Origin of the sequence: Streptomyces enissocaesilis (assembly GCF_039533765.1) — a bacterium.
GTDB classification, from domain to species: domain Bacteria; phylum Actinomycetota; class Actinomycetes; order Streptomycetales; family Streptomycetaceae; genus Streptomyces; species Streptomyces enissocaesilis.
Map to the genome: position 1 here is coordinate 202,622 of NZ_BAAAUD010000018.1, position 19,012 is coordinate 221,633.

Annotated in this window: 15 protein-coding genes and 1 pseudogene; 9 read left to right on the forward strand and 7 right to left on the reverse strand. The window is 72.8% G+C overall.

What is annotated here, in order from left to right; genetic code table 11:
• Positions 1-187: 187 nt before the first annotated feature.
• Together ABD374_RS09440 and ABD374_RS09445 are read right to left on the reverse strand one after the other, a co-directional pair.
• Entirely contained in the window at positions 188-1,030 is an 843-nt protein-coding gene (locus ABD374_RS09440; RefSeq protein ID WP_344493389.1) for a siderophore-interacting protein, read from the reverse strand.
• Between the two features lie 47 nt (positions 1,031-1,077).
• On the reverse strand, positions 1,078-1,983 hold the full coding sequence (locus tag ABD374_RS09445; protein WP_344493449.1) for a 5'-3' exonuclease: 906 nt from the start codon (positions 1,981-1,983) through the stop codon (positions 1,078-1,080).
• 227 nt (positions 1,984-2,210) lie between these two features.
• Between ABD374_RS09445 and ABD374_RS09450 the strand changes: the two genes are divergently transcribed.
• The 4 genes and pseudogenes from ABD374_RS09450 to ABD374_RS09465 all read left to right on the forward strand — a co-directional run bounded on the left by ABD374_RS09450 (position 2,211) and on the right by ABD374_RS09465 (position 7,549).
• The gene (locus ABD374_RS09450) at positions 2,211-3,404 is read left to right on the forward strand and encodes a quaternary amine ABC transporter ATP-binding protein (protein WP_344493391.1); all 1,194 of its coding nucleotides are present in this window, start codon (positions 2,211-2,213) and stop codon (positions 3,402-3,404) included.
• 7 nt (positions 3,405-3,411) lie between these two features.
• A complete protein-coding gene (locus tag ABD374_RS09455; protein WP_425577173.1) occupies positions 3,412-6,027 on the forward strand; it encodes an ABC transporter permease/substrate binding protein in 2,616 nt (871 codons plus the stop codon).
• Between the two features lie 169 nt (positions 6,028-6,196).
• Positions 6,197-6,715 (forward strand): annotated as a pseudogene (locus tag ABD374_RS09460) (helix-turn-helix domain-containing protein); the annotation flags it as partial.
• Between the two features lie 123 nt (positions 6,716-6,838).
• On the forward strand, positions 6,839-7,549 hold the full coding sequence (locus ABD374_RS09465) for a helical backbone metal receptor (RefSeq protein WP_344493395.1): 711 nt from the start codon (positions 6,839-6,841) through the stop codon (positions 7,547-7,549).
• Here the strand turns inward: ABD374_RS09465 and ABD374_RS09470 are convergent.
• Positions 7,488-8,627, reverse strand: coding sequence for a TDT family transporter (locus ABD374_RS09470; protein ID WP_344493397.1), 1,140 nt, complete (start codon positions 8,625-8,627; stop codon positions 7,488-7,490). The two genes, ABD374_RS09465 and ABD374_RS09470, sit on opposite strands and share 62 nt — an antisense overlap.
• A gap of 70 nt (positions 8,628-8,697) precedes the next feature.
• Between ABD374_RS09470 and ABD374_RS09475 the strand changes: the two genes are divergently transcribed.
• Together ABD374_RS09475 and ABD374_RS09480 are read left to right on the forward strand one after the other, a co-directional pair.
• Positions 8,698-9,645: a LysR family transcriptional regulator gene (locus tag ABD374_RS09475; protein ID WP_344493399.1), complete on the forward strand. Its 948-nt coding sequence runs from the start codon at positions 8,698-8,700 to the stop codon at positions 9,643-9,645.
• Positions 9,646-9,681: 36 nt separating this feature from the next.
• Complete coding sequence (locus ABD374_RS09480) at positions 9,682-10,119, forward strand: hypothetical protein (protein ID WP_344493401.1); 438 nt, start codon at positions 9,682-9,684, stop codon at positions 10,117-10,119.
• 276 nt (positions 10,120-10,395) lie between these two features.
• On the opposite strand, the gene ABD374_RS09485 is transcribed toward ABD374_RS09480, so the two are convergent.
• The 3 genes from ABD374_RS09485 to ABD374_RS09495 form a co-directional block, all read right to left on the reverse strand.
• Positions 10,396-11,109 carry a gamma-glutamyl-gamma-aminobutyrate hydrolase family protein gene (locus tag ABD374_RS09485; protein WP_344493403.1) on the reverse strand — a complete coding sequence of 238 codons (714 nt, stop codon included), beginning with the start codon at positions 11,107-11,109 and terminating at the stop codon, positions 10,396-10,398.
• A 64-nt stretch (positions 11,110-11,173) separates the two neighbouring features.
• A complete protein-coding gene (gene eat / locus ABD374_RS09490; RefSeq protein WP_344493405.1) occupies positions 11,174-12,643 on the reverse strand; it encodes an ethanolamine permease in 1,470 nt (489 codons plus the stop codon).
• Positions 12,644-12,754: 111 nt separating this feature from the next.
• Positions 12,755-13,483 (reverse strand): FadR/GntR family transcriptional regulator, encoded by a 729-nt coding sequence (locus ABD374_RS09495; protein WP_344493407.1) that lies wholly within the window; start codon positions 13,481-13,483, stop codon positions 12,755-12,757.
• A 76-nt stretch (positions 13,484-13,559) separates the two neighbouring features.
• Between ABD374_RS09495 and ABD374_RS09500 the strand changes: the two genes are divergently transcribed.
• From ABD374_RS09500 to ABD374_RS09510, 3 genes are read left to right on the forward strand one after another with little or no spacing between them, the layout of a single operon-like run.
• Positions 13,560-14,927: a glutamine synthetase family protein gene (locus ABD374_RS09500; RefSeq protein ID WP_344493409.1), complete on the forward strand. Its 1,368-nt coding sequence runs from the start codon at positions 13,560-13,562 to the stop codon at positions 14,925-14,927.
• A gap of 8 nt (positions 14,928-14,935) precedes the next feature.
• On the forward strand, positions 14,936-16,309 hold the full coding sequence (locus ABD374_RS09505; RefSeq protein WP_344493411.1) for an aldehyde dehydrogenase family protein: 1,374 nt from the start codon (positions 14,936-14,938) through the stop codon (positions 16,307-16,309).
• 4 nt (positions 16,310-16,313) lie between these two features.
• Positions 16,314-17,120 carry a 3-oxoacyl-ACP reductase gene (locus tag ABD374_RS09510; protein WP_344493413.1) on the forward strand — a complete coding sequence of 269 codons (807 nt, stop codon included), beginning with the start codon at positions 16,314-16,316 and terminating at the stop codon, positions 17,118-17,120.
• A gap of 46 nt (positions 17,121-17,166) precedes the next feature.
• Here the strand turns inward: ABD374_RS09510 and ABD374_RS09515 are convergent, their stop codons facing one another.
• Positions 17,167-18,369: an amino acid deaminase/aldolase gene (locus tag ABD374_RS09515; RefSeq protein WP_344493415.1), complete on the reverse strand. Its 1,203-nt coding sequence runs from the start codon at positions 18,367-18,369 to the stop codon at positions 17,167-17,169.
• Positions 18,370-19,012: the final 643 nt, after the last annotated feature.

A 19,012-nucleotide genomic window follows, 5' to 3' on the forward strand; every position in this document is an offset into this window, starting at 1 on the left:
CCCGCCGGATTGGTCCGGTGCGCAGGAGATTTCTCTCCTCATGATCGCCTCGGCCCGCACCGTTCGCAGGGCGAGGAGGGCCGAGGAGGGCGATCAGGACGAGAGGGAGCCGCAGGGCGGCCCCCCGGTGACCGGTGTCAGCAGGGGGCCGGGGCGCGTCCGTACGGACCAGGGGAGAGGAGCGGGGTCAGGCGGCGGACTCCTGCTCGCGTTCGACCTGCTCGTTCCACTCGCGCTTGACCGCGCGCCAGGCGTCGTCGTCCTGGCCGAGCCGCCAGTAGCCCGAGACGGAGAGCCGCTCGCGCGCGATCCCGCGGTCCATGCGCAGGTGGCGGCGGAGGTCCTTCACGAAACCCGCCTCGCCGTGGACGAAGGCGTGGACATCGCCCGCGGGGAAGTCGAGGCCGCGCACGGCGGCGATCAGCGCCTCGCCCACCGGATTGCCGCCGCGGTGCAGCCAGGTCACCGTCACCCCGTCGGGCGTGGTGACCTTCTGCTCCTCCTCGGGCCCCGCCACCTCGACGAAGGCGTGCACGACGGCGCCCTCCGGCATCCGCTCCAGGGAGGCGGCGATCGCGGGAAGCGCGCTTTCGTCGCCCACCAGCAGATGCCAGCCGGCCGCCGGGTCCGGCGCGTAGCCGCCACCGGGACCGAGGAAACGCACCGTCTCGCCGGGCCGCACCCGCGCCGCCCACGGGCCGGCCAGGCCCTCGTCGCCGTGCACCACGAAGTCGACGGTCAGTTCGCGCTGTACGGGGTCCCAGGCGCGCACCGTGTACGTCCGGGTGACCGGCCACTGCTCCGCCGGGAACTCCTCCCGGATGCGGGCCATGTCGAACGGCTCCGGGTACGTCACGCCCGCCGGGGGGAACAGCACCTTGATGTAGTGGTCGGTGAACTCGCCGGCCGCGAAACCGGCCAGCCCGTCGCCGCCCAGGACGACGCGCACCATGTGCGGCGTGATCCGCTCGGTGCGCACCACCCGGGCCTCACGGGCCTGCGGTGTCCTACGGGCCGGTCGTTCCGCCACGGCGCTCTCCCTGACTGTCGGTGCTTAGGCTTACCTAAGTTAACACCCTAGCCGTGGAGGGCGCCGAGCAACCGTTGCAGTGAGCCGCCCAGTCCCCACCGCGCCGCCAGCTCGTCGAGCGTCGCCGGGTCCCGCGGTTCGGCCGGCAGCGCCGGGTCGAAGTCCGGCAGGGGTACGTCGGTGGCGACGCGCACCACCTTCGGCGCCACGGCGATGTAGTCCCGCGCCTCGTCCAGCCGCTTGCGCTGCGAGGGCGTCAGCTTCGACGCCGGGTCGGCGACGGCGGCCATGATCCCGGCCAGGTCGCCGTACGCGTCGAGGAGCTTGGCGGCCGTCTTCTCGCCGATCCCGGGAACGCCCGGCAGGCCGTCGCTCGGGTCGCCGCGCAGGAGCGCCAGGTCGACGTACCCGGGGCCGTCCACGGCGTACTTCCCGCGCAGCCACGCCTCGTCGGTGACCTGGAGCGAACCGACGCCCTTGAGCGGGTACAGCACTCGCACCCCGCGGGCGTCGTCGACCAGCTGGTACAGGTCGCGGTCGCCGGTGACGACGTCGACGGGCCCGGTGGCGAGGCCCGCGAGCGTCCCGATCACGTCGTCGGCCTCGTACGGATCGACGCCCACCCGGGCGATGCCGACGGCGTCGAGCACCTCCTCGATGACCGGCACCTGGGGGGCGAGCGTGTCGGGGGTCTCCTCCGCGTCGGGTCCGGCGGCGACCTCCTGTGCGACGCGGTGCGCCTTGTAGGAGGGGATCAGCTCGACCCGCCAGTGCGGCCGCCAGTCGGCGTCCATGCAGGCGACGAGTTCGTCGGGCCGGTGGTCCTGGACCAGCCGTGCGACGAAGTCGAGCAGGCCGCGTACGGCGTTGACCGGCGTACCGTCCGGGGCGCGGACGGAATCCGGGACTCCGAAGTAGGCGCGGTAGTAGAGGGAAGCGGTGTCGAGGAGCATCAGGCGTCGCGTCACACCCCGATCATGCCGCACACCGCGAAAGCGGCCGGAAGTGACCTGTATCACTCTTGTGTTTGCGTTGTGCGACGAGGGGCAGGCGCCGGCTCGGAGCGGACCCTATTTCGAATTCAACTTCTTGATGGGTGAAACGGCCGAATCCGTACTGCTCCACGGCTCACCGGCCGGGGGAGGGGTGAGCCGTTCCCGGTTCAACGCGTGAGGTGTATGTGTCCAGGCTGCAGGCCGATCACTTGTACAAGGTGTTCGGCACCCGACCCGAAGAGGCGGTACGCAAGCTCGAAGGCGGAGCCGGCCGTGACGAGCTGCGCGCCGACGGGACGACGGCCGCCGTGATCGACGCCTCGTTCACCGTCGAACCGGGGCAGATCTTCGTGGTCATGGGACTGTCCGGATCCGGCAAGTCCACGCTGCTGCGGATGCTCAACGGGCTGCTGGAGCCGACGGCGGGCAGGGTCCTCTTCGACGGCCAGGACCTCACCGCACTGAGCCCCGCCGCCCTGCGCGCGGTGCGCTCCTCGAAGATCAGCATGGTGTTCCAGCACTTCGCGCTCTTCCCGCACCGGAGCGTTCTCGAGAACGCCGGATACGGCCTCGAAGTGCAGGGCGTCCCGCGCGCCGAGCGCGAGAAGCGCGCCACCGAGGCCCTGGAGCTCGCCGGCCTCAAGGGCTGGGAGAAGTCCTGGCCCGACGAGTTGTCCGGCGGCATGCAGCAGCGCGTCGGCCTGGCCCGCGCGCTCGCCACCGACGCCGGCCTCCTGCTGATGGACGAGTCGTTCAGCGCCCTCGACCCGCTGATCCGCCGCGACATGCAGGACCAGCTCCTCGAACTCCAGAAGCGGCTGAAGAAGACCATCGTCTTCATCACCCACGACCTCAACGAGGCCATGCGCCTCGGCGACCGCATCGCCGTCATGCGCGACGGACGCATAGTCCAGCTGGGCACCGCCGAGGACATCCTCGTCACCCCGGCCAACGACTACGTCGCCTCCTTCACGCAGGACGTGGACCGCTCCCGGGTGCTCACCGCGGGCGCCGTCATGGACGCCCCCGAGACTGTCTTCGGTACGGAGACGGCCGACGGCCGGCAGCTGCGCGACGCGCAGGACGTCCTGGACGCCGCCCCCGCGACCGTCTCCGAGGACACCCCGGTCATCGAACTCTTCACCCCCTGCTCCACCAGTGGCGCGCCCGTCGCCGTGACCGGCGCCGACGGCGCACTCGTCGGCGTCGTACCGCCCGCCAGGCTGCTCGCGGCGCTCGGTGAGCCCATGGCGTCGGCGGAACCTCCCGGGGGCACGGCGCCCGGCGGCCCGGCGGCCGACTCCACGAGCAGTCCGGCAGCAGGTTCGACGCTCGATCCCATGAGCGATTCCACGAGCAAGGTGATCGCCGGTGCCTAGGATCCCCATGGGCGAGTGGGTCAACAGCGCCGTCGACTGGCTCCAGACCCACCTCTCCCCGGTCTTCGACGCGGCCAGCACCGTCATCAGCGGCATGCAGGACGGCATCTACTCCGTCCTCGCCGCCCCCGAACCGCTGCTGCTCGCCGGTATCCTCGCCGTCGTCGCCTGCTGGCTGCGCGGCCTGACCGCCGGCGTCCTCGCCTTCGCCGGCTTCGCGCTGATCGACTCGATCGAAATGTGGGACGACGCCATGTCGACCCTGTCGCTCGTGCTCGTCGCGACCGTCATCACGCTCGTGATCGCCGTTCCCCTGGGCATCTGGTCCGCGCGTTCCAGGACGGTCAGCGCCGTGACGCGCCCCGTCATGGACTTCATGCAGACCATGCCGGCGATGGTCTACCTGATCCCCGGCGTGCTCTTCTTCGGCGTCGGCGCGGTCCCCGGCATCATCGCGACGATCATCTTCGCGCTGCCCCCGGGCGTCCGGATGACCGAACTCGGCATCCGCCAGGTCGACGGCGACCTCGTCGAGGCCGCCGAGGCGTTCGGCACCAGCCCGCGCAACACCCTGCTGCGCGTACAGCTCCCGCTCGCGCTGCCGACCATCATGGCCGGTGTCAACCAGGTCATCATGCTGGGCCTGTCCATGGTGGTCATCGCCGGCATGGTCGGCGCGGGCGGCCTGGGCGGCGCGGTCTACCGCGCGCTCGGCAACATCGACGTCGGTCTCGGTTTCGAGGCCGGTCTGTCCATCGTCATCCTGGCCATGTACCTCGACCGGATGACCGGCGCCCTGGGCCACCAGGTCTCCCCGCTCGGCCGCCGCGCGCTCGCCAGGGCCGGGGCCGTGAAGGGCGGGCCGAAGATCTGGAACCACCGCCCGCAGCCGGCCGTCGCGCTCACCGGTGTCGTCGTCCTCGCCCTCGTCGCGGGCGGCCTGAGCATGTTCGGCGGCACGGAGTCCGCCACCGCCGGCGACGACCCCGCGAACGTCGGCAAGGGCAAGAAGATCTCCATGGGCTACATCCCGTGGGACGAGGGCATCGCCTCCACCTTCCTCTGGAAGGAACTGCTGGAGCGGCGCGGTTACGAGGTCGACGCCAAGCAGTACGAGGCGGGCTCGCTCTACACCGGCCAGTCCACCGGCCAGATCGACATCCAGACCGACGCCTGGCTGCCGGTCACCCACGAGAAGTACTGGGCGAAGTACCAGGACAAGCTGGAGGACATGGGCTCCTGGTACGGCCCGACCTCCCTGGAGCTGTCCGTCCCCTCGTACGTGAAGGGCGTCGACTCCCTCGAAGACCTCAAGGGCGAGGGCGGGAAGTTCAAGGGCCGCATCGTCGGCATCGAGCCCAGCGCCGGAATGATGGGCCTCCTCAAGGACAAGGTCCTGGAGGAGTACGGTCTGGAGGGCGAGTACGAGGTCGTCGACGGCTCCACGCCCGGCATGCTCGCCGAGCTGAAGCGCGCGTACGCCAAGAAGGAGCCGATCGTCACCACACTGTGGTCCCCGCACTGGGCGTACAGCACCTACGACCTGAAGAAGCTCGAGGACCCGAAGGGTGCCTGGGGCAAGGGCGACGGCGTGCACACGCTGACCCGCGAGGGCTTCTCCGACGAGAACCCGGCCGTCGGCAGGTGGCTCAAGGACTTCAGGATGACCGAGGAGCAGCTCACCGGTCTCGAAGCGGCGATCCAGGCGGGCGGCAAGGGCAAGGAGCAGGACGCCGTCCGCGCCTGGCTGAAGGACAACCCGGGCCTCGCCGACAAGTGGGCGCCCGTCGCCAAGACCTCCAAGGCCGCCGACGGCAAGGACGAGCGCGACCGCGCGATCGAGATGGCCTGGTTCCCGTGGGAGGAGGACATCGCCGCCACGTACCTGTGGAAGGAAGTCCTCGAAGAGCGCGGCTACACGGTCAACCTCAAGCAGTTCGAGGTCGGCCCGATGTACGCCGCGATGGCCCGCGGCCAGGTCGACGTGCAGCTCGACGGCTGGCTGCCGTACACGCAGAAGAACTACTGGGACAAGTACGGCGACAAGCTGACCGACATCGGTTCCTGGTACGGGCCGACGTCGATCGAGGTCGCGGTCCCCTCGTACGTCAAGGACGTCAGGACCCTCGAGGACCTCAGGGGCAAGGGCGGGAAGTTCAAGGGCCGCATCATCGGCATCGAGCCGGGCACGGCGACGATGGAGAACCTCAAGGAGAACGTCCTGCCCGGCTACGGCCTGGACGAGGAGTACGAGGTCGTCGACGGCTCCACGCCCGGAATGCTGGCCGAGCTGAAGCGCGCGTACGCCGGGAAGGAGCCCGTCGCGGTCCTCCTGTGGACCCCGCACTGGGCGTACGACGCGTACCCGATGACCAAGCTGAAGGACTCGAAGAAGCTCTTCGGCGAAGGTGACCGGCTGCACATCGTCGGCAGCAAGGAGTTCCCGGCGGACTACCCGCGGCTGACCCGGTGGTTCAAGGACTTCAAGCTGACCGAGGAGCAGCTCGGCGGCCTGGAGAACGAGATCCGCAAGCGCGGCACCGGACACGAGGAAGAAGCCGTGCGGGCCTGGATGAAGGAGAACCCGGGCATCGCGCAGAAGATGGCGCCGACCGCGGGCTGATCCGCGCCGGCCGTACCGTCGGGGGTGGGCATCGCCTTGTGGCGAAGCCCACCCCTTGGTGCTGTCCTGGACAGAGGGCCTTGTCTGCCGTATGTACGGAACCGGCGGGTGAAGCTGCGTAGGCTGCACTCAGTGTCGACAGCCACGAGACAGGGAGGGAGCCGGAGCGATGGACGACAAGGAAACTCTTCGGGTCGGTACGGCCGTCCGGAGGCGTCGCAAGTCCCTGGCCCTCACCCTGGCCACGGTCGCGGCCCGCAGCGGACTCTCGGTGCCGTTCCTCAGCCAGATCGAGAACGAGCGTGCCAGACCCAGCACCCGCTCCCTGGAGCGGGTGGCCGAGGCGCTGGAGACCACGGCGGCCGAGCTGACCGCCGCCGCCGACCTGGGACGTACGGTCGATGTCGTACGGGCCGGGGAGGACGACGGCGGCGCGGGCGTGCGGTGCGTGGTGCGCGGCAGGCACCAGCTGCGCGCCACCGAGTACACCGGGGAGCAGGACACCGGGCGCGAGTTCCAGCACCACGGCGACGAGCTGATGTACATCGCGGACGGCGCCGCCGAGGTGGAGGCGGAAGGCCGGGCGTACCGGCTGGAGCGCGGTGACACGCTGTTCCTGTCCGGTGGCGTACCGCACCGGTGGCGGGCGACCGAGCCGGGCACCCGGATCCTCGTCGTCGCGGCGGCCGGCACGGTCGGACACGAGGGCGACGGCCCCGACGGCCAGTCCGGTCAGTCCGGCCGATCCGGCGAACCCGGCCACGACAGCGACGGCCGCGACGGCCGCGACGGTTGACGGAGAGCGTCCCCCGTGCGCGTCGTCTCCCTCGTGCCGTCCCTCACGGAAGCCGTGGCCGTCAGCGCGCCCGGTCTGCTCGTCGGGGCGACCGACTGGTGCGGCCACCCGGCGGACCTCGACGTCGTACGGATCGGCGGCACCAAGAACCCGGACGTCGAGGCGATCCTGCGACTGCGCCCCGACCTCGTCGTCGCCAACGAGGAGGAGAACCGCGAGCCCGACCTCGCCGCCCTGCGGCAGGCCGGACTCACCGTCATGGTCACCGTGGTCCGGGACCTGCCCGGGGCCCTCGCCGAGCTGGAGCGCGTACTGGTCGACGGCTGCGGGCTGGGCGCCCGGCCCGCCTGGCTCGACGCGGCGCGGGAGGCATGGGACGCGGTCCGCCCCGAGGCCCCGCGCCGAAAGGCGGTCGTGCCCGTCTGGCGCAGGCCCTGGATGGTCCTCGGCCGCGACACCTTCGCCGGGGACCTGCTGGCCCGGCTCGGCGTCGACCACCTCCACGCCGGCCACCCCGAGCGCTATCCGCGCGTCCCCCTCGACGAACTGCGCGCGTCCGGGGCCGACTTGGTCGTCCTGCCGGACGAGCCCTACCGCTTCACGGCCGACGACGGGCCCGAGGCCTTTCCCGGGCTGCCCGCCGCGCTCGTCAGCGGGCGCCATCTCACCTGGTACGGGCCGTCGTTGGCCGAGGCGCCCCGGGTGCTGCGAGCAGCGCTCCGCTGACCAGGCCGCGCAGCGTGCGGACTCCGGCCACCGCCCAGGCGACGACGAGCGCCGCGTACAGGGCGGCCGCCAGCCAGCCGAGGGCGTCGAGCCCGGTGTGGCGGGCGAGCCCGGCGGCGCCCGTCACGCACGTACCGACGGGGAAGGTGAACGCCCACCACGTCATGGTGAACGGCATGCCGCCGCGGGCCGCCCTGACCACCATCGCCACGGCGAGCGCCAGCCACAGCAGCGCGAAGCCCATGACGGGCACGCCGTAGAGCACGGCGAAGGCGCCGAGCGCGCGGGCGTAGGGTGCTCCGATCGCACCCGGGGCCACGTCCGCGAGCGAGTCGACCGCCGTGGTGGACTGGCCGAGCGGGCCGAGGACGAGGAACAGCGTCGGCGTCAGCGCGAGCGGCAGCGGACCGTGGTGGAGGAGGCGGGCGAAGACCAGCGGCAGTATCAGCAGCGTGGCGAGCAGGCTGAGTCCGAACATCGCGTAACAGGCGAGCAGCATCGCCTCCCGCCACTGCCCCTCGGGCAGACGCGGTATCAGCCGCGGGCCGAGCGCCGCCGAGACCATCGGTGCCACCACCGGCAGCAGCCACACGGGAGAGGCGCTGCCGGGCTCGACCCGGTGGCGTACGACCATCAGATACGGGATCACGACGGCGGCCGCCAGGCCGACGGCCGTCCCCACGCACCACAGCGCCGCTCCGGCGGCCAGGGCGGCTCCGGCGCCGACGACGTCCCCGCCGACCGCCACGGTGGCGCCGCCGACCGCGAGCAGCGCCATGGACAGACAGCCGTGGAAGGGGGCGACGGCGGGGTCCAGGAGATGCGCCTCCGCCTGGTCGCGGTGGTACGCCCAGTGGCCGGCGCGCGCGACCAGCAGCGCACCGAGCAGCACTGCGGACACCCCCCAGACGAGGGTGCAGGCCGGGCGCAGGCCCGGGACGGCGAGCGGCAGGGCGGCGCCGGCGTTGGCGACGACGGCGGTGCCCATCACCGTGGCGTACCAGTTGGGGCCGAGGTGGCGCAGGGCCGGCAGGCGTGGGACGGCGAGGAGGGGACGCGGCTGCGCACAGGTGGCCATACGCCCACCCTGACCGTACGGTACGGCCCCCACCAGGGACGACAAGCCTATGAGGCCATAAACTGAGCTTATGAGCGCTCACGCCCCCGCCTCCGGCGGCAGACCACCGCTCGCCCACCGGGTGCCCGACCTCGGGGCCATGGAGCTGCTGCTCGCCGTCGCCCGGCTCGGCAGCCTGGGGCGCGCGGCACGGGAGCTCGGTATCAGCCAGCCCGCCGCGAGCAGCCGTATCCGCTCCATGGAACGGCAGCTCGGTGTCGCCCTCGTCGACCGCTCGCCGCGCGGCTCGCGCCTCACCGAAGCGGGCACGCTCGTCACCGACTGGGCGCGCCGGGTCGTGGAGGCGGCCGAGGCCTTCGACGCGGGGGCGCAGGCCCTGCGCGGCCGGCGGGACTCGCGGCTGCGGGTCGCGGCCAGCATGACGATCGCCGAGTACCTGCTGCCGGGCTGGCTGATCGCGCTGCGCGGACAGCGCCCCGGTACGGCGGTCTCGCTGCTCGCCGGCAACTCCGCCGCCGTCGCGCAGCGGTTGCTCACCGGCGAGGCCGACCTGGGATTCGTGGAGGGCCTTGCGGTACCGGACGGGCTCGACGGCGTCGTCATCGGCCACGACCGGCTCATCGTGGTCACGGCCCCGGCCCACCCCTGGGCGCGCAGACGCCGGGCGGTGGGCGCGCGGGAACTGGCCGAGGCCCCCCTCATCCTGCGCGAGCAGGGTTCCGGCACCCGGCAGGTCCTGGACGCGGCGCTCGCCGGGTACGGCGGCCTCGCCGTACCCCTCCTCGAACTCGCCTCCACCACAGCGGTGAAGGCGGCGGCCGTCAGCGGCGCGGGTCCCAGCGTGCTCAGCGAGCTGGCCGTGGGGGAGGAGCTGGCCTCCCGCCGCCTCGTCGAAGTCCCGGTCGAGGGCGTCCCGATGCGTCGCGATCTGCGCGCGGTCTGGCCGACGGGCCCCCGGCCCACGGGGCCCGCGCGGGACCTGCTGGCGCTGGCGCGGCCCGCTCCGGGCAAGGGCTGACCGTTTGTCACGGCTGTGAGCGGATACCCGAGAGCCATGACTGAACAGGACAAGAACACGAAGACCAAGGCGACCACGGCCCGCACGGCCAACGGCGCCACCGCAAAGGCCACCGGCGCCGCCGGTTCCGCCAAGACCGCCGCCACCGGCACCGCCGGCAAGGCGACGGACGCCGCGGGTGCCGCGAAGGCGGGCGCCGGCGACGTCACGGGCAAGGCCGCGCAGGTGGCCGGGTCCGCGAAGGCGGCCGGCGTCAAGGGAGTCGAAGTGAGCCGCCAGGCCCTGGAGTCCACGGCCGGCAAGGTCGCGTCGACCGCGTCCACCGCATGGGTGCTGCTCAACGCGCGCAAGGCCGTCATCGCGAGCGCCGGCGCGGGCGCGGTGGCCATCGGCGCCGCCTCGTTCATGGCGGGCCGCAAGGTCGAACAGCGCAGCCTGGGCCCGATCAGCCGCATGCTGGCCGGCCGCATCTGAGCCCGGCCGGGGCATTCACCCGCGGGGCGGGGCCACTGGGGCCGCCGGGCCGGAGAAAGGGCCGGGCGCCCCGGAAGGCCCCGCCCCGCCACTCTGGGCGCCAACGGTCCCGGAAGGCGCCTCCCGTGGCCCTGGACGCCGATGGCCGCAGGATTCGCGCCCCGCAGCCCCGGGCGCCAACCGCTCCGGAAGCGGCGCCCCGCAGCCCCGTGCGTCAACGGCCGCGCTCTGCCGCCCGATTCACGTGCGCGTCCCTGCGAAGGTCCGTCGCCGCCGTCAGACCCGCAGCTCCGGCTCACGGAGCGACAGCCGGCCGGCGGCGGCCGCCACCAGTGCCTCCATCACCCGGAGGTCGTGGCCCATCTCCGGGTGCCACTGGACGCCGAGCACCCAGGGCCCGCCGGGCAGTTCGACGGCTTCCGGCGTCCCGTCGGCGGCGTACGCCGACACGACCAGGCCGTCGCCGAGCCGGTCGACCGCCTGGTGGTGGTACGTCGGTACGCCGCTCTCCTCCGGTACCACCGACGCGTACCGGGTCCCGGGCACCGGCTCCACCGCGTGCTCGCCGAGGACTCCGGGGCCCGCGGTGTGGCCGTCCAGGTGCTGGACGAGCGTGCCGCCGAGTGCGACGTTCAGCAGCTGCATGCCCCGGCAGATGCCGAGCAGCGGCGTACCGGACGCCAGAGCGGCCTCGATCAGGGCGAGTTCCCACGCGTCCCGCTCCCGGGCCGGCGGCCCGGTGCGGGCATCCGGCTCGGCTCCGTACCGTACGGGCTCGACATCGGCGCCGCCCGCGACGACCAGGCCGTCGAGGCGGGCCACCACACCGGCGGCGCACGACGGCGCGTCGGGCGGCACCATCGCCGCGAGGCCGCCCGCCGCCTGCACGAGGCGCGGGTAGGCGGCCGGGAGCAGTGCGGCGGTCATGCCCCAGACACCCCACCGGGCGTGCTCCAGGTAGGTACTGATGCCGATGAGCGGCTTGGACACAGATCCTCCGGTCGGGTCGTGCTCGGTCGTGCTCAGGTTCGGTCGTACTCGGGGCCGGCCGTGCTCAGGACCGGTCGCGTTCCAGTTCGGCCTCGGCCTCGGCGAGCGCGGCGAACTCCTCCTCGGGAGCCGCGGCGACCAGCCGGTGCCGACTGTAGAGCGCGAAGTAGGCGAGAGCGACGGCGTACACCCCCAGTGCGATGAACGCCGCTTCCTTGTCCACCAGGAACGTCGCCACCAGCGCGGACAGCGCCAGCACGAAGGCCGCGGACGAGGTGAGAACACCACCCGGCGTGCGGTAGGGCCGGTGGAGTCCGGGCTCGCGGCGGCGCAGCACGATGTGCGAGAGCGCCATCAGGGCGTACGAGATGGTGGCGCCGAAGACCGCGATGTTCAGCATCCGGGCGCCGTCCCCGGTCCCCGCCGCCAGCGCGAAGCCGATCGCGCCGGGGATCAGCAGCCCGAGGTACGGGGCCTTGCGGCGACTCGTCAGCGACAGGAAGCGGGGCAGGTAACCGGCCCGTGAGAGCGCGAAGAGCTGGCGCGACCCGGCGTAGATGAGCGAGAAGAACGACGCGACGAGCCCGGCCAGGCCCGCGTAGTTGACGAAGCGGCTGAGCGGCGTCGGACCGCCGTCGCCCTGGAGCGCCACGACCAGCGGGTTGCCCGCGTCCTGGACGGCGGCCGCGCCGCGCGCGCCGGTGGCCGCGAAGAAGGTGACCAGGGCGAGGAGCGCGAGGACGGCCATGGAGGTGGCCAGGGCGCGCGGCATGGAGCGCACGGGGTCCTTGGCCTCCTCGGCGGCCAGCGGCACCCCCTCGACGCCGAGGAAGAACCACATGCCGAAGGGGAAGGCGGCCCAGATGCCCAGCAGTCCGAACGGCAGCCAGGAGCTGGCGCCGAACGCCTCCCTGTCGACCGGGATGTCGTCGAGACCGTCCGCGCTGAACTCCGGGAACGCGCCGGCCGCGAAGATCAGCAGCGCCGCCACCGCGATCGCGGTCACGACGAGGCTGAAGCGCAGCGCCTCACCGACGCCCCACAGGTGGATGCCGATGAAGACGGCGAAGCAGGCCAGGTAGACCGGCCAGCCGGCGGTGAGCCCGAAGAGGCCCAGCGACTCGACGTAGTCGCCGATGAAGATGGAGATCGCGGCGGGCGCCAGGATGTACTCGATGAGGATCGCGGTGCCGGTCAGGAAACCGCCCCAGGTGCCGAGCGCGCGCCGGGCGAAGCCGTAACCGCCGCCCGCCGTGGGCAGGACGGCGGACAGCTCGGCGAGTGCGAAGACCAGGCAGGCGTACATCACGCCCATCAGGAGGGTGGCGATCGCGAGCCCGCCGAAGCCGCCCTCGGACAGGCCGATGTTCCAGCCGGAGAAGTCGCCGGAGACGACGTACGCGACGCCGAGTCCGGTGAGCAGCAGCCAGCCGGCGCTGCCGCGGCGCAGGGTGCGCCGTCGCAGATAACCGGCGTCGGCGGACGGGGCCGCGGGTGCCGGTGGTGGGGTGCGCGAGTCGGTGCTGTCGGCCATGAACCGCTCCTGCCTCGGGTCAATGGTGGGATGCCATACCTTTGTGGTGCGGCCGGTCCCGGCGCAAGACCTGTGCGGGAAGCCGGTGTTGCGGATCTCCCGCCCCCGGCGTCACATGAGGAAGCCGCGCAGCAGGGCGGCCGTGCCCGCGCAGTGCTCGCGCATCACCTCGCGGGCCCCGTCCGCGTCGCCGTCGAGCACCGCCTCGACCAGCGCGGTGTGCTGCTGCTGCGAATGTTCCAGGTTCCGTACGAGCAGCGGGATGCAGTCGAGCAGGCCGTTGACCGTGGCCCGCACGGCGGCGTACTGCGCGGCCAGGGACGGCGATCCGGACAGTCCGGCGAGCGTGAGGTGCAGCAGGGTGTCCCGCCTGCGGTAGTCGGCCAGCGGCGCGTCGTGCGTCGCGGCGAGCGCCGCCCGCAGCTGCCGCGCGCCGTCCTCCGCCGGCCGGTGCGCCGCGCACAGCCCGGCCGCGCCCACCTCCAGCACCTCACGGAAGCGCAGCGCGTCCTCGACGTCGACCGACTCGACCCGCCGGCGCAGTTCGCCCTCCCCGGAGGCGTCCGGGCGCGGCAGCACGAACGTACCGCCGTACCTGCCCCGCCTGCTCTCGACGAGGCCCTGGTCCTGGAGGACCTTCAGGACCTCGCGCAGCGTGACCCGGCTGATCCGCAGGCGGTCGGCCAGCTCGCGCTCGGCGGGCAGCCGCTCCCCGACGGGCACCAGCCCCAGGCGCAGCACCTGGAGGATCTGCTCCAGCGCCTCCTCGAACCCGTTCCCCGCCCGCACGGGCCGCAGGACGGGCGTCAGGCGGTCCACCGAACCGATTCCGTCCGCCACGTGCGGTTCCCCCTTCCCAAGCAATGGTCTTCAGCAATACCTTATGGCTTCCGGCTGACCGAAGGAGGAAATTTCCGTGGCAGACCGCACACCCCCGCTCTCCCTCGAGGAGCTCCGCGCCCTCGTGGCGAGCGGTGAGATCGACACAGTCGTCCTGGCCTTCCCCGACATGCAGGGGCGTCTCCAGGGCAAGCGGTTCGCCGCCCGGTTCTTCCTCGACGACGTCCTGGACCACGGCACCGAAGGCTGCAACTACCTCCTCGCCGTCGACACCGAGATGAACACCGCCGACGGGTACGCGATGGCCTCCTGGGACCGCGGCTACGGCGACTTCGCCATGCACCCCGACCTCTCCACGCTGCGCCGCGTCCCCTGGAACGACGGAACGGCCCTGCTCGTCGCCGACCTGGCCTGGAACGACGGTTCCCCCGTCGTCGCCGCGCCCCGCCAGATCCTGCGCCGCCAACTGGAGCGCCTCGCCGGACTCGGCTACACCGCGCACGTCGGCACCGAGCTCGAATTCATCGTCTTCAAGGACAGTTACGAGCAGGCCTGGGACCGCGGCTACCAGGACCTCGTACCGGCGAACCAGTACAACATCGACTACTCGGTCCTCGGCACCGGCCGCATCGAGCCCCTCCTGCGCCGCATCCGCAACGAGATGACCGCGGCGGGCCTGACCGTCGAGTCCGCCAAGGGCGAGTGCAATCCGGGCCAGCACGAGATCGTCTTCAAGTACGACGAAGCCCTCGTCACCTGCGACCAGCACGCCGTCTACAAGACCGGCGCCAAGGAGATCGCGGCCCAGGAGGGCGTCTCGCTCACCTTCATGGCGAAGTACAACGAGCGCGAAGGCAACTCCTGCCACATCCACCTCTCCCTGCAGGACGCGGACGGCCGCAACGTCATGGCGGACGACGACGCCCCCGACGGGATGTCCTCCGTCATGCGCCACTTCCTCGCCGGCCAGCTGGCCGCCCTCCGCGACTTCTCGCTCCTCTACGCCCCCAACATCAATTCCTACAAGCGCTTCCAGCCCGGCTCCTTCGCCCCGACCGCCGTCGCCTGGGGCCACGACAACCGCACCTGCTCGCTGCGCGTGGTCGGCCACGGCCGCTCGATGCGCTTCGAGAACCGGCTCCCCGGCGGTGACGTCAACCCGCACCTCGCGGTCGCCGGCCTGGTCGCGGCCGGCCTGTACGGCATCGAGCACAAGCTCGAACTCCCCGGCCCCTGCACGGGCAACGCGTACACCGGCGCGTACGAACACGTGCCCACGTCGCTGCGCGAGGCCGCCGGGCTGTGGGAGAACAGCCCCATCGCCCGGGCCGCCTTCGGCGACGAGGTCGTCGCGCACTACCGCAACATGGCGCGGGTCGAACTCGAGGCGTTCGACTCCGCGGTGACCGACTGGGAGCTCCGCCGCTCCTTCGAACGCCTGTGAGGCCCGCCTTGTCCTCCTTCCCCCTCGAACACCGGATCCTGAACCCGGCCACCGAAGAGGTCGTCGCCACCGTCGCGGCCTCCACCGCCGCCGACGTCGACGCGGCGGTCGTACGGGCCGCCGCGGCGCAGCGCACCTGGTCGGCCGCCGCCCCCGCCGACCGCGCCCGCCTCCTGCGCCGCTTCGCCGCCACCGTCGACGAACACATCGAGGAACTCGCCCGCCTGGAGGTCCGTGAGGCCGGCCACACCCTCGGCAACGCCCGCTGGGAGGCGGGCAACGTACGTGACCTGCTCGACTTCGCCGCCGGGGGAGTGGAACGCCTCAGCGGCCGCCAGATCCCCGTCGCGGGCGGCCTCGACATCACCCTCCTCGAACCGCTAGGCGTGATCGGGGTCATCGCACCCTGGAACTTCCCCATGCCGATCGCCGCCTGGGGCACGGCCCCCGCGCTCGCCGCCGGCAACGCCGTCGTCCTCAAACCCGCCGAGACGACCCCGCTCACCGCCCTGCGCCTCGCCGCACTCGCCCTCGAAGCCGGACTCCCCGACGGCCTCTTCCAGGTCCTGCCGGGAGAGGGCGCCGTCGCGGGCGACGCCCTGGTCGAGCACCCCGGCGTGGCGAAGATCGTCTTCACCGGCTCCACCCGCGTCGGCAAGCAGATCATGGCCAAGTGCGCCGACCGGGTGAAGCGCGTGACCCTCGAACTCGGCGGCAAGAGCCCCAACATCGTCTTCGCCGACGCCGACCTCGAGGCCGCCGTCGCCGCCACCCCCATGTCCTTCCTGGACAACTCCGGCCAGGACTGCTGCGCCCGTACGCGCATCCTCGTCCAGCGCACGGTGTACGACCGTTTCCTGGAGCTGCTCGCGCCCGCCGTCGAGAGCGTGGTGGTCGGCGACCCGTCGGACGCCAGGACCCAGATGGGCCCGCTGATCTCCAGGTCCCAGCTGGAGCGGGTCCGTTCGTACGTCCCCGAGGGCGCGGCGGCGATCCGCGGCAACGCGCCCGAAGGCCCCGGCTTCTGGTTCGCGCCGACCGTCCTCACGGGCCTCGGCCCGGACGCGCCCGCCGCGACGGAGGAGGTCTTCGGCCCCGTCGCCGTCGTCCTCCCCTTCGACGACGAGGCCGACGCGGTCCGCCTCGCCAACGCCACCGACTACGGCCTGTCCGGCTCCATCTGGACCCGGGACGTGGGCCGCGCCCTGCGCGTCTCCCAGGGAGTCCGGGCGGGCAACCTGTCCGTCAACTCCCACAGCAGCGTCCGCTACTCGACCCCCTTCGGCGGCTACGAGCAGTCGGGGCTCGGCCGCGAGCTGGGCCCCGACGCCCTCGCCGCTTTCACCGAAACCAAGAACGTCTTCATCAGCACGGAGGCCTGAGACCATGACCGACACCGTTGACAGCGCCGCGGCCGGCTCCGCCGTCTGCCGCCGCCTGGCCGGACGTACCGCCGTCATCACCGGCGCCGGCAGCGGCATCGGTCTCGCGACCGCGCGCCGCCTGGCCTCCGAGGGCGCGCGGGTCGTCTGCGGCGACATCGACGAGAGCGCGGGCAGGGCCGCGGCCGAGGAGGTGGGCGGCACGTTCGTACAGGTCGACGTCACCGACGCCGAGCAGGTCGAGGCGCTGTTCAAGACGGCGTACGACACCTACGGCTCGGTCGACATCGCCTTCAACAACGCCGGCATCTCGCCGCCCGACGACGACTCGATCCTGACCACGGGCCTGGAGGCGTGGAAGCGCGTCCAGGACGTCAACCTCACCTCCGTCTACCTCTGCTGCAAGGCCGCCATCCCCTACATGCGGCGCCAGGGCCGCGGTTCCATCATCAACACCGCGTCGTTCGTCGCGATCATGGGCGCGGCCACCTCCCAGATCTCGTACACGGCGTCCAAGGGCGGCGTCCTCGCCATGTCGCGCGAACTCGGCGTGCAGTTCGCCCGCGAGGGCATCCGTGTGAACGCGCTCTGCCCGGGCCCGGTCAACACGCCCCTCCTCCAGGAACTGTTCGCCAAGGACCCGGAGCGGGCGGCGCGCCGGCTCGTGCACATCCCGGTCGGACGCTTCGCGGAGGCGGACGAGATCGCGGCGGCGGTGGCCTTCCTGGCCAGCGACGACTCGTCGTTCGTCAACGCCACCGACTTCCTGGTCGACGGAGGCATCGCGGGCGCGTACGTGACCCCTGTCTGAACCGAAGGGCGGAGGCCGGGCCGATGACCTCGTCCCGGCCTCCGCCCTACAAGAACGCGCGGCCCTCGCCCCGGTACGTCGGTACGGTCGCCGTCACCGCGTTGCCCTCGATCAGACGAAGCGCGTCGAACCGCTCGCACATCTCGCCCGCCTTCGCGTGCCGGAACCACACCTTGTCGCCGATCAGCAGGTCGTCGGCGGGCGAGCCGAGCAGCGGTGTCTGCACCTCCCCGGCCCCCTCCCGCGGGTCGTACCGCAGCCCCTCCGGGAGGTACGGGACGGGCACCCGGTCGGGGCCCGCGGCCCCCGAAGCGGGGTAGCCGCCACCGAGCACCGTCACCACACCCACGCCGGGCCTGCGCACGACGGGCTGCGCGAAGAGCGCGGCCGGCCGGCCGGTGAACGAGGTGTAGTGGTCGAAGAGGCGCGGTACGTACAGCCCGGAACCCGCCGCGATCTCGGTCACCGCGCGCTCCGCGGCGGTGTGCTGGACGCTGCCGGTGCCGCCGCCGTTGACGAACTCCAGGTCCGGCGCCACGGCCCGCACCGCCCGTACGACGGCCGCCCGCCGCACCGCCAGTTCCCTGCGCGCCGCCCCCTGCATCACCCTGATCGCCCGGGAACGCACCGGCCGCCCCGCGACCGCGTCCCCGACCCCGGCCACATGTCCCTCGTACGCCATGACGCCCACCAGCCGGAAGCCGGGCCGGCGGACCACCGACCGGGCCAGCTCGGCCAGTTGGGCGGGCTCGCGCAGCGGCGACCGCAGCGCGCCTATCCGGACGCGGCCCCCGAGCATCCGCAACGACGTGTCCAGCTCCAGACAGACCCGGATCTCCTCCCGGCCGCCCTCCCTGGCCCGGTCGATCAGCTCCAGCTGCGCCGGATCGTCGACCATCACGGTCACGGCGGCGGCCAGCTTCGCGTCCCCGGCCAGCTCGGCGAACGCCGCGCGGTCCGCCGACGGATAAGCGAGCAGCACATCCTCGAACCCCGACCGGGCGAGCCACAGCGACTCGGCCAGCGTGAACGACATGAGCCCCGCGAACCCGTCCCGCGCCAGCACCCGTTCCAGCAGCGCCCGGCAGCGTACGGACTTGCTCGCCACCCGGATCGGCTTGCCCGCCGCGCGGCGGACCAGGTCGGCGGCGTTGGCGTCGAACGCCTCCAGGTCGACGACGGCGAGGGGGGCGTCGAGATGGGCGGTGGCCCGGTCGTACCTGGCCCGGTCGGCAGCGCGCGGTGTCATGGCCAGAGCTTGCCAGAGCGGATCACCACTGGGTAGAGGAATCATCATCCGGTCAGATCCCCACGAGTCCCTACGAGTCCCCACGGGGAGTCCCGCGGGCCCGGGGACTGATTCCCACCCGGCCCGCACCAGCCCGTAGAGTGACGCCCACGCGGTGAGGACACGAACGGACCTGCCCCGAAAGGCGATCGTGCGTCGCGGGGCAACAGGCCGGGTGAAGCACGAACAGGGGGGCGGATGAGCACCGAGGCACACCGTGCCCCCCTTCCCCCCCGCCCCACCACGCCGCCCCCGCTCCCCGCCGCCTGGCGCACCCCGCCGCCCCCGGCCGCGCCGGAACCCGCCGCCCCGGCCCCTCCTCCCGCGCCGCGCCACGCTGCTCCGGCCCCCGCTTCGGCGCCTCCGCCCGCCGCCGCCGGCCGGACCGCCCCGGCCCCCGCTTCGGCGCCTGCCCCCGGCGCCGTCGGCCAGACCACCCCCGTGCCTTCGCCCGATGTCACCGGTCAGGCCGCTCCCGCGCCGCGCCACCCCGCCCCCGCGCCTCCACCCGGCGCCGCCGGCCAGGCCGCTCCGGCGCACGCCTCCGGCGCGGGCGGTCACCCCGCCCCCGCCCCGGTGCCGGCCCCCCGCGCGGGCGGCCAGG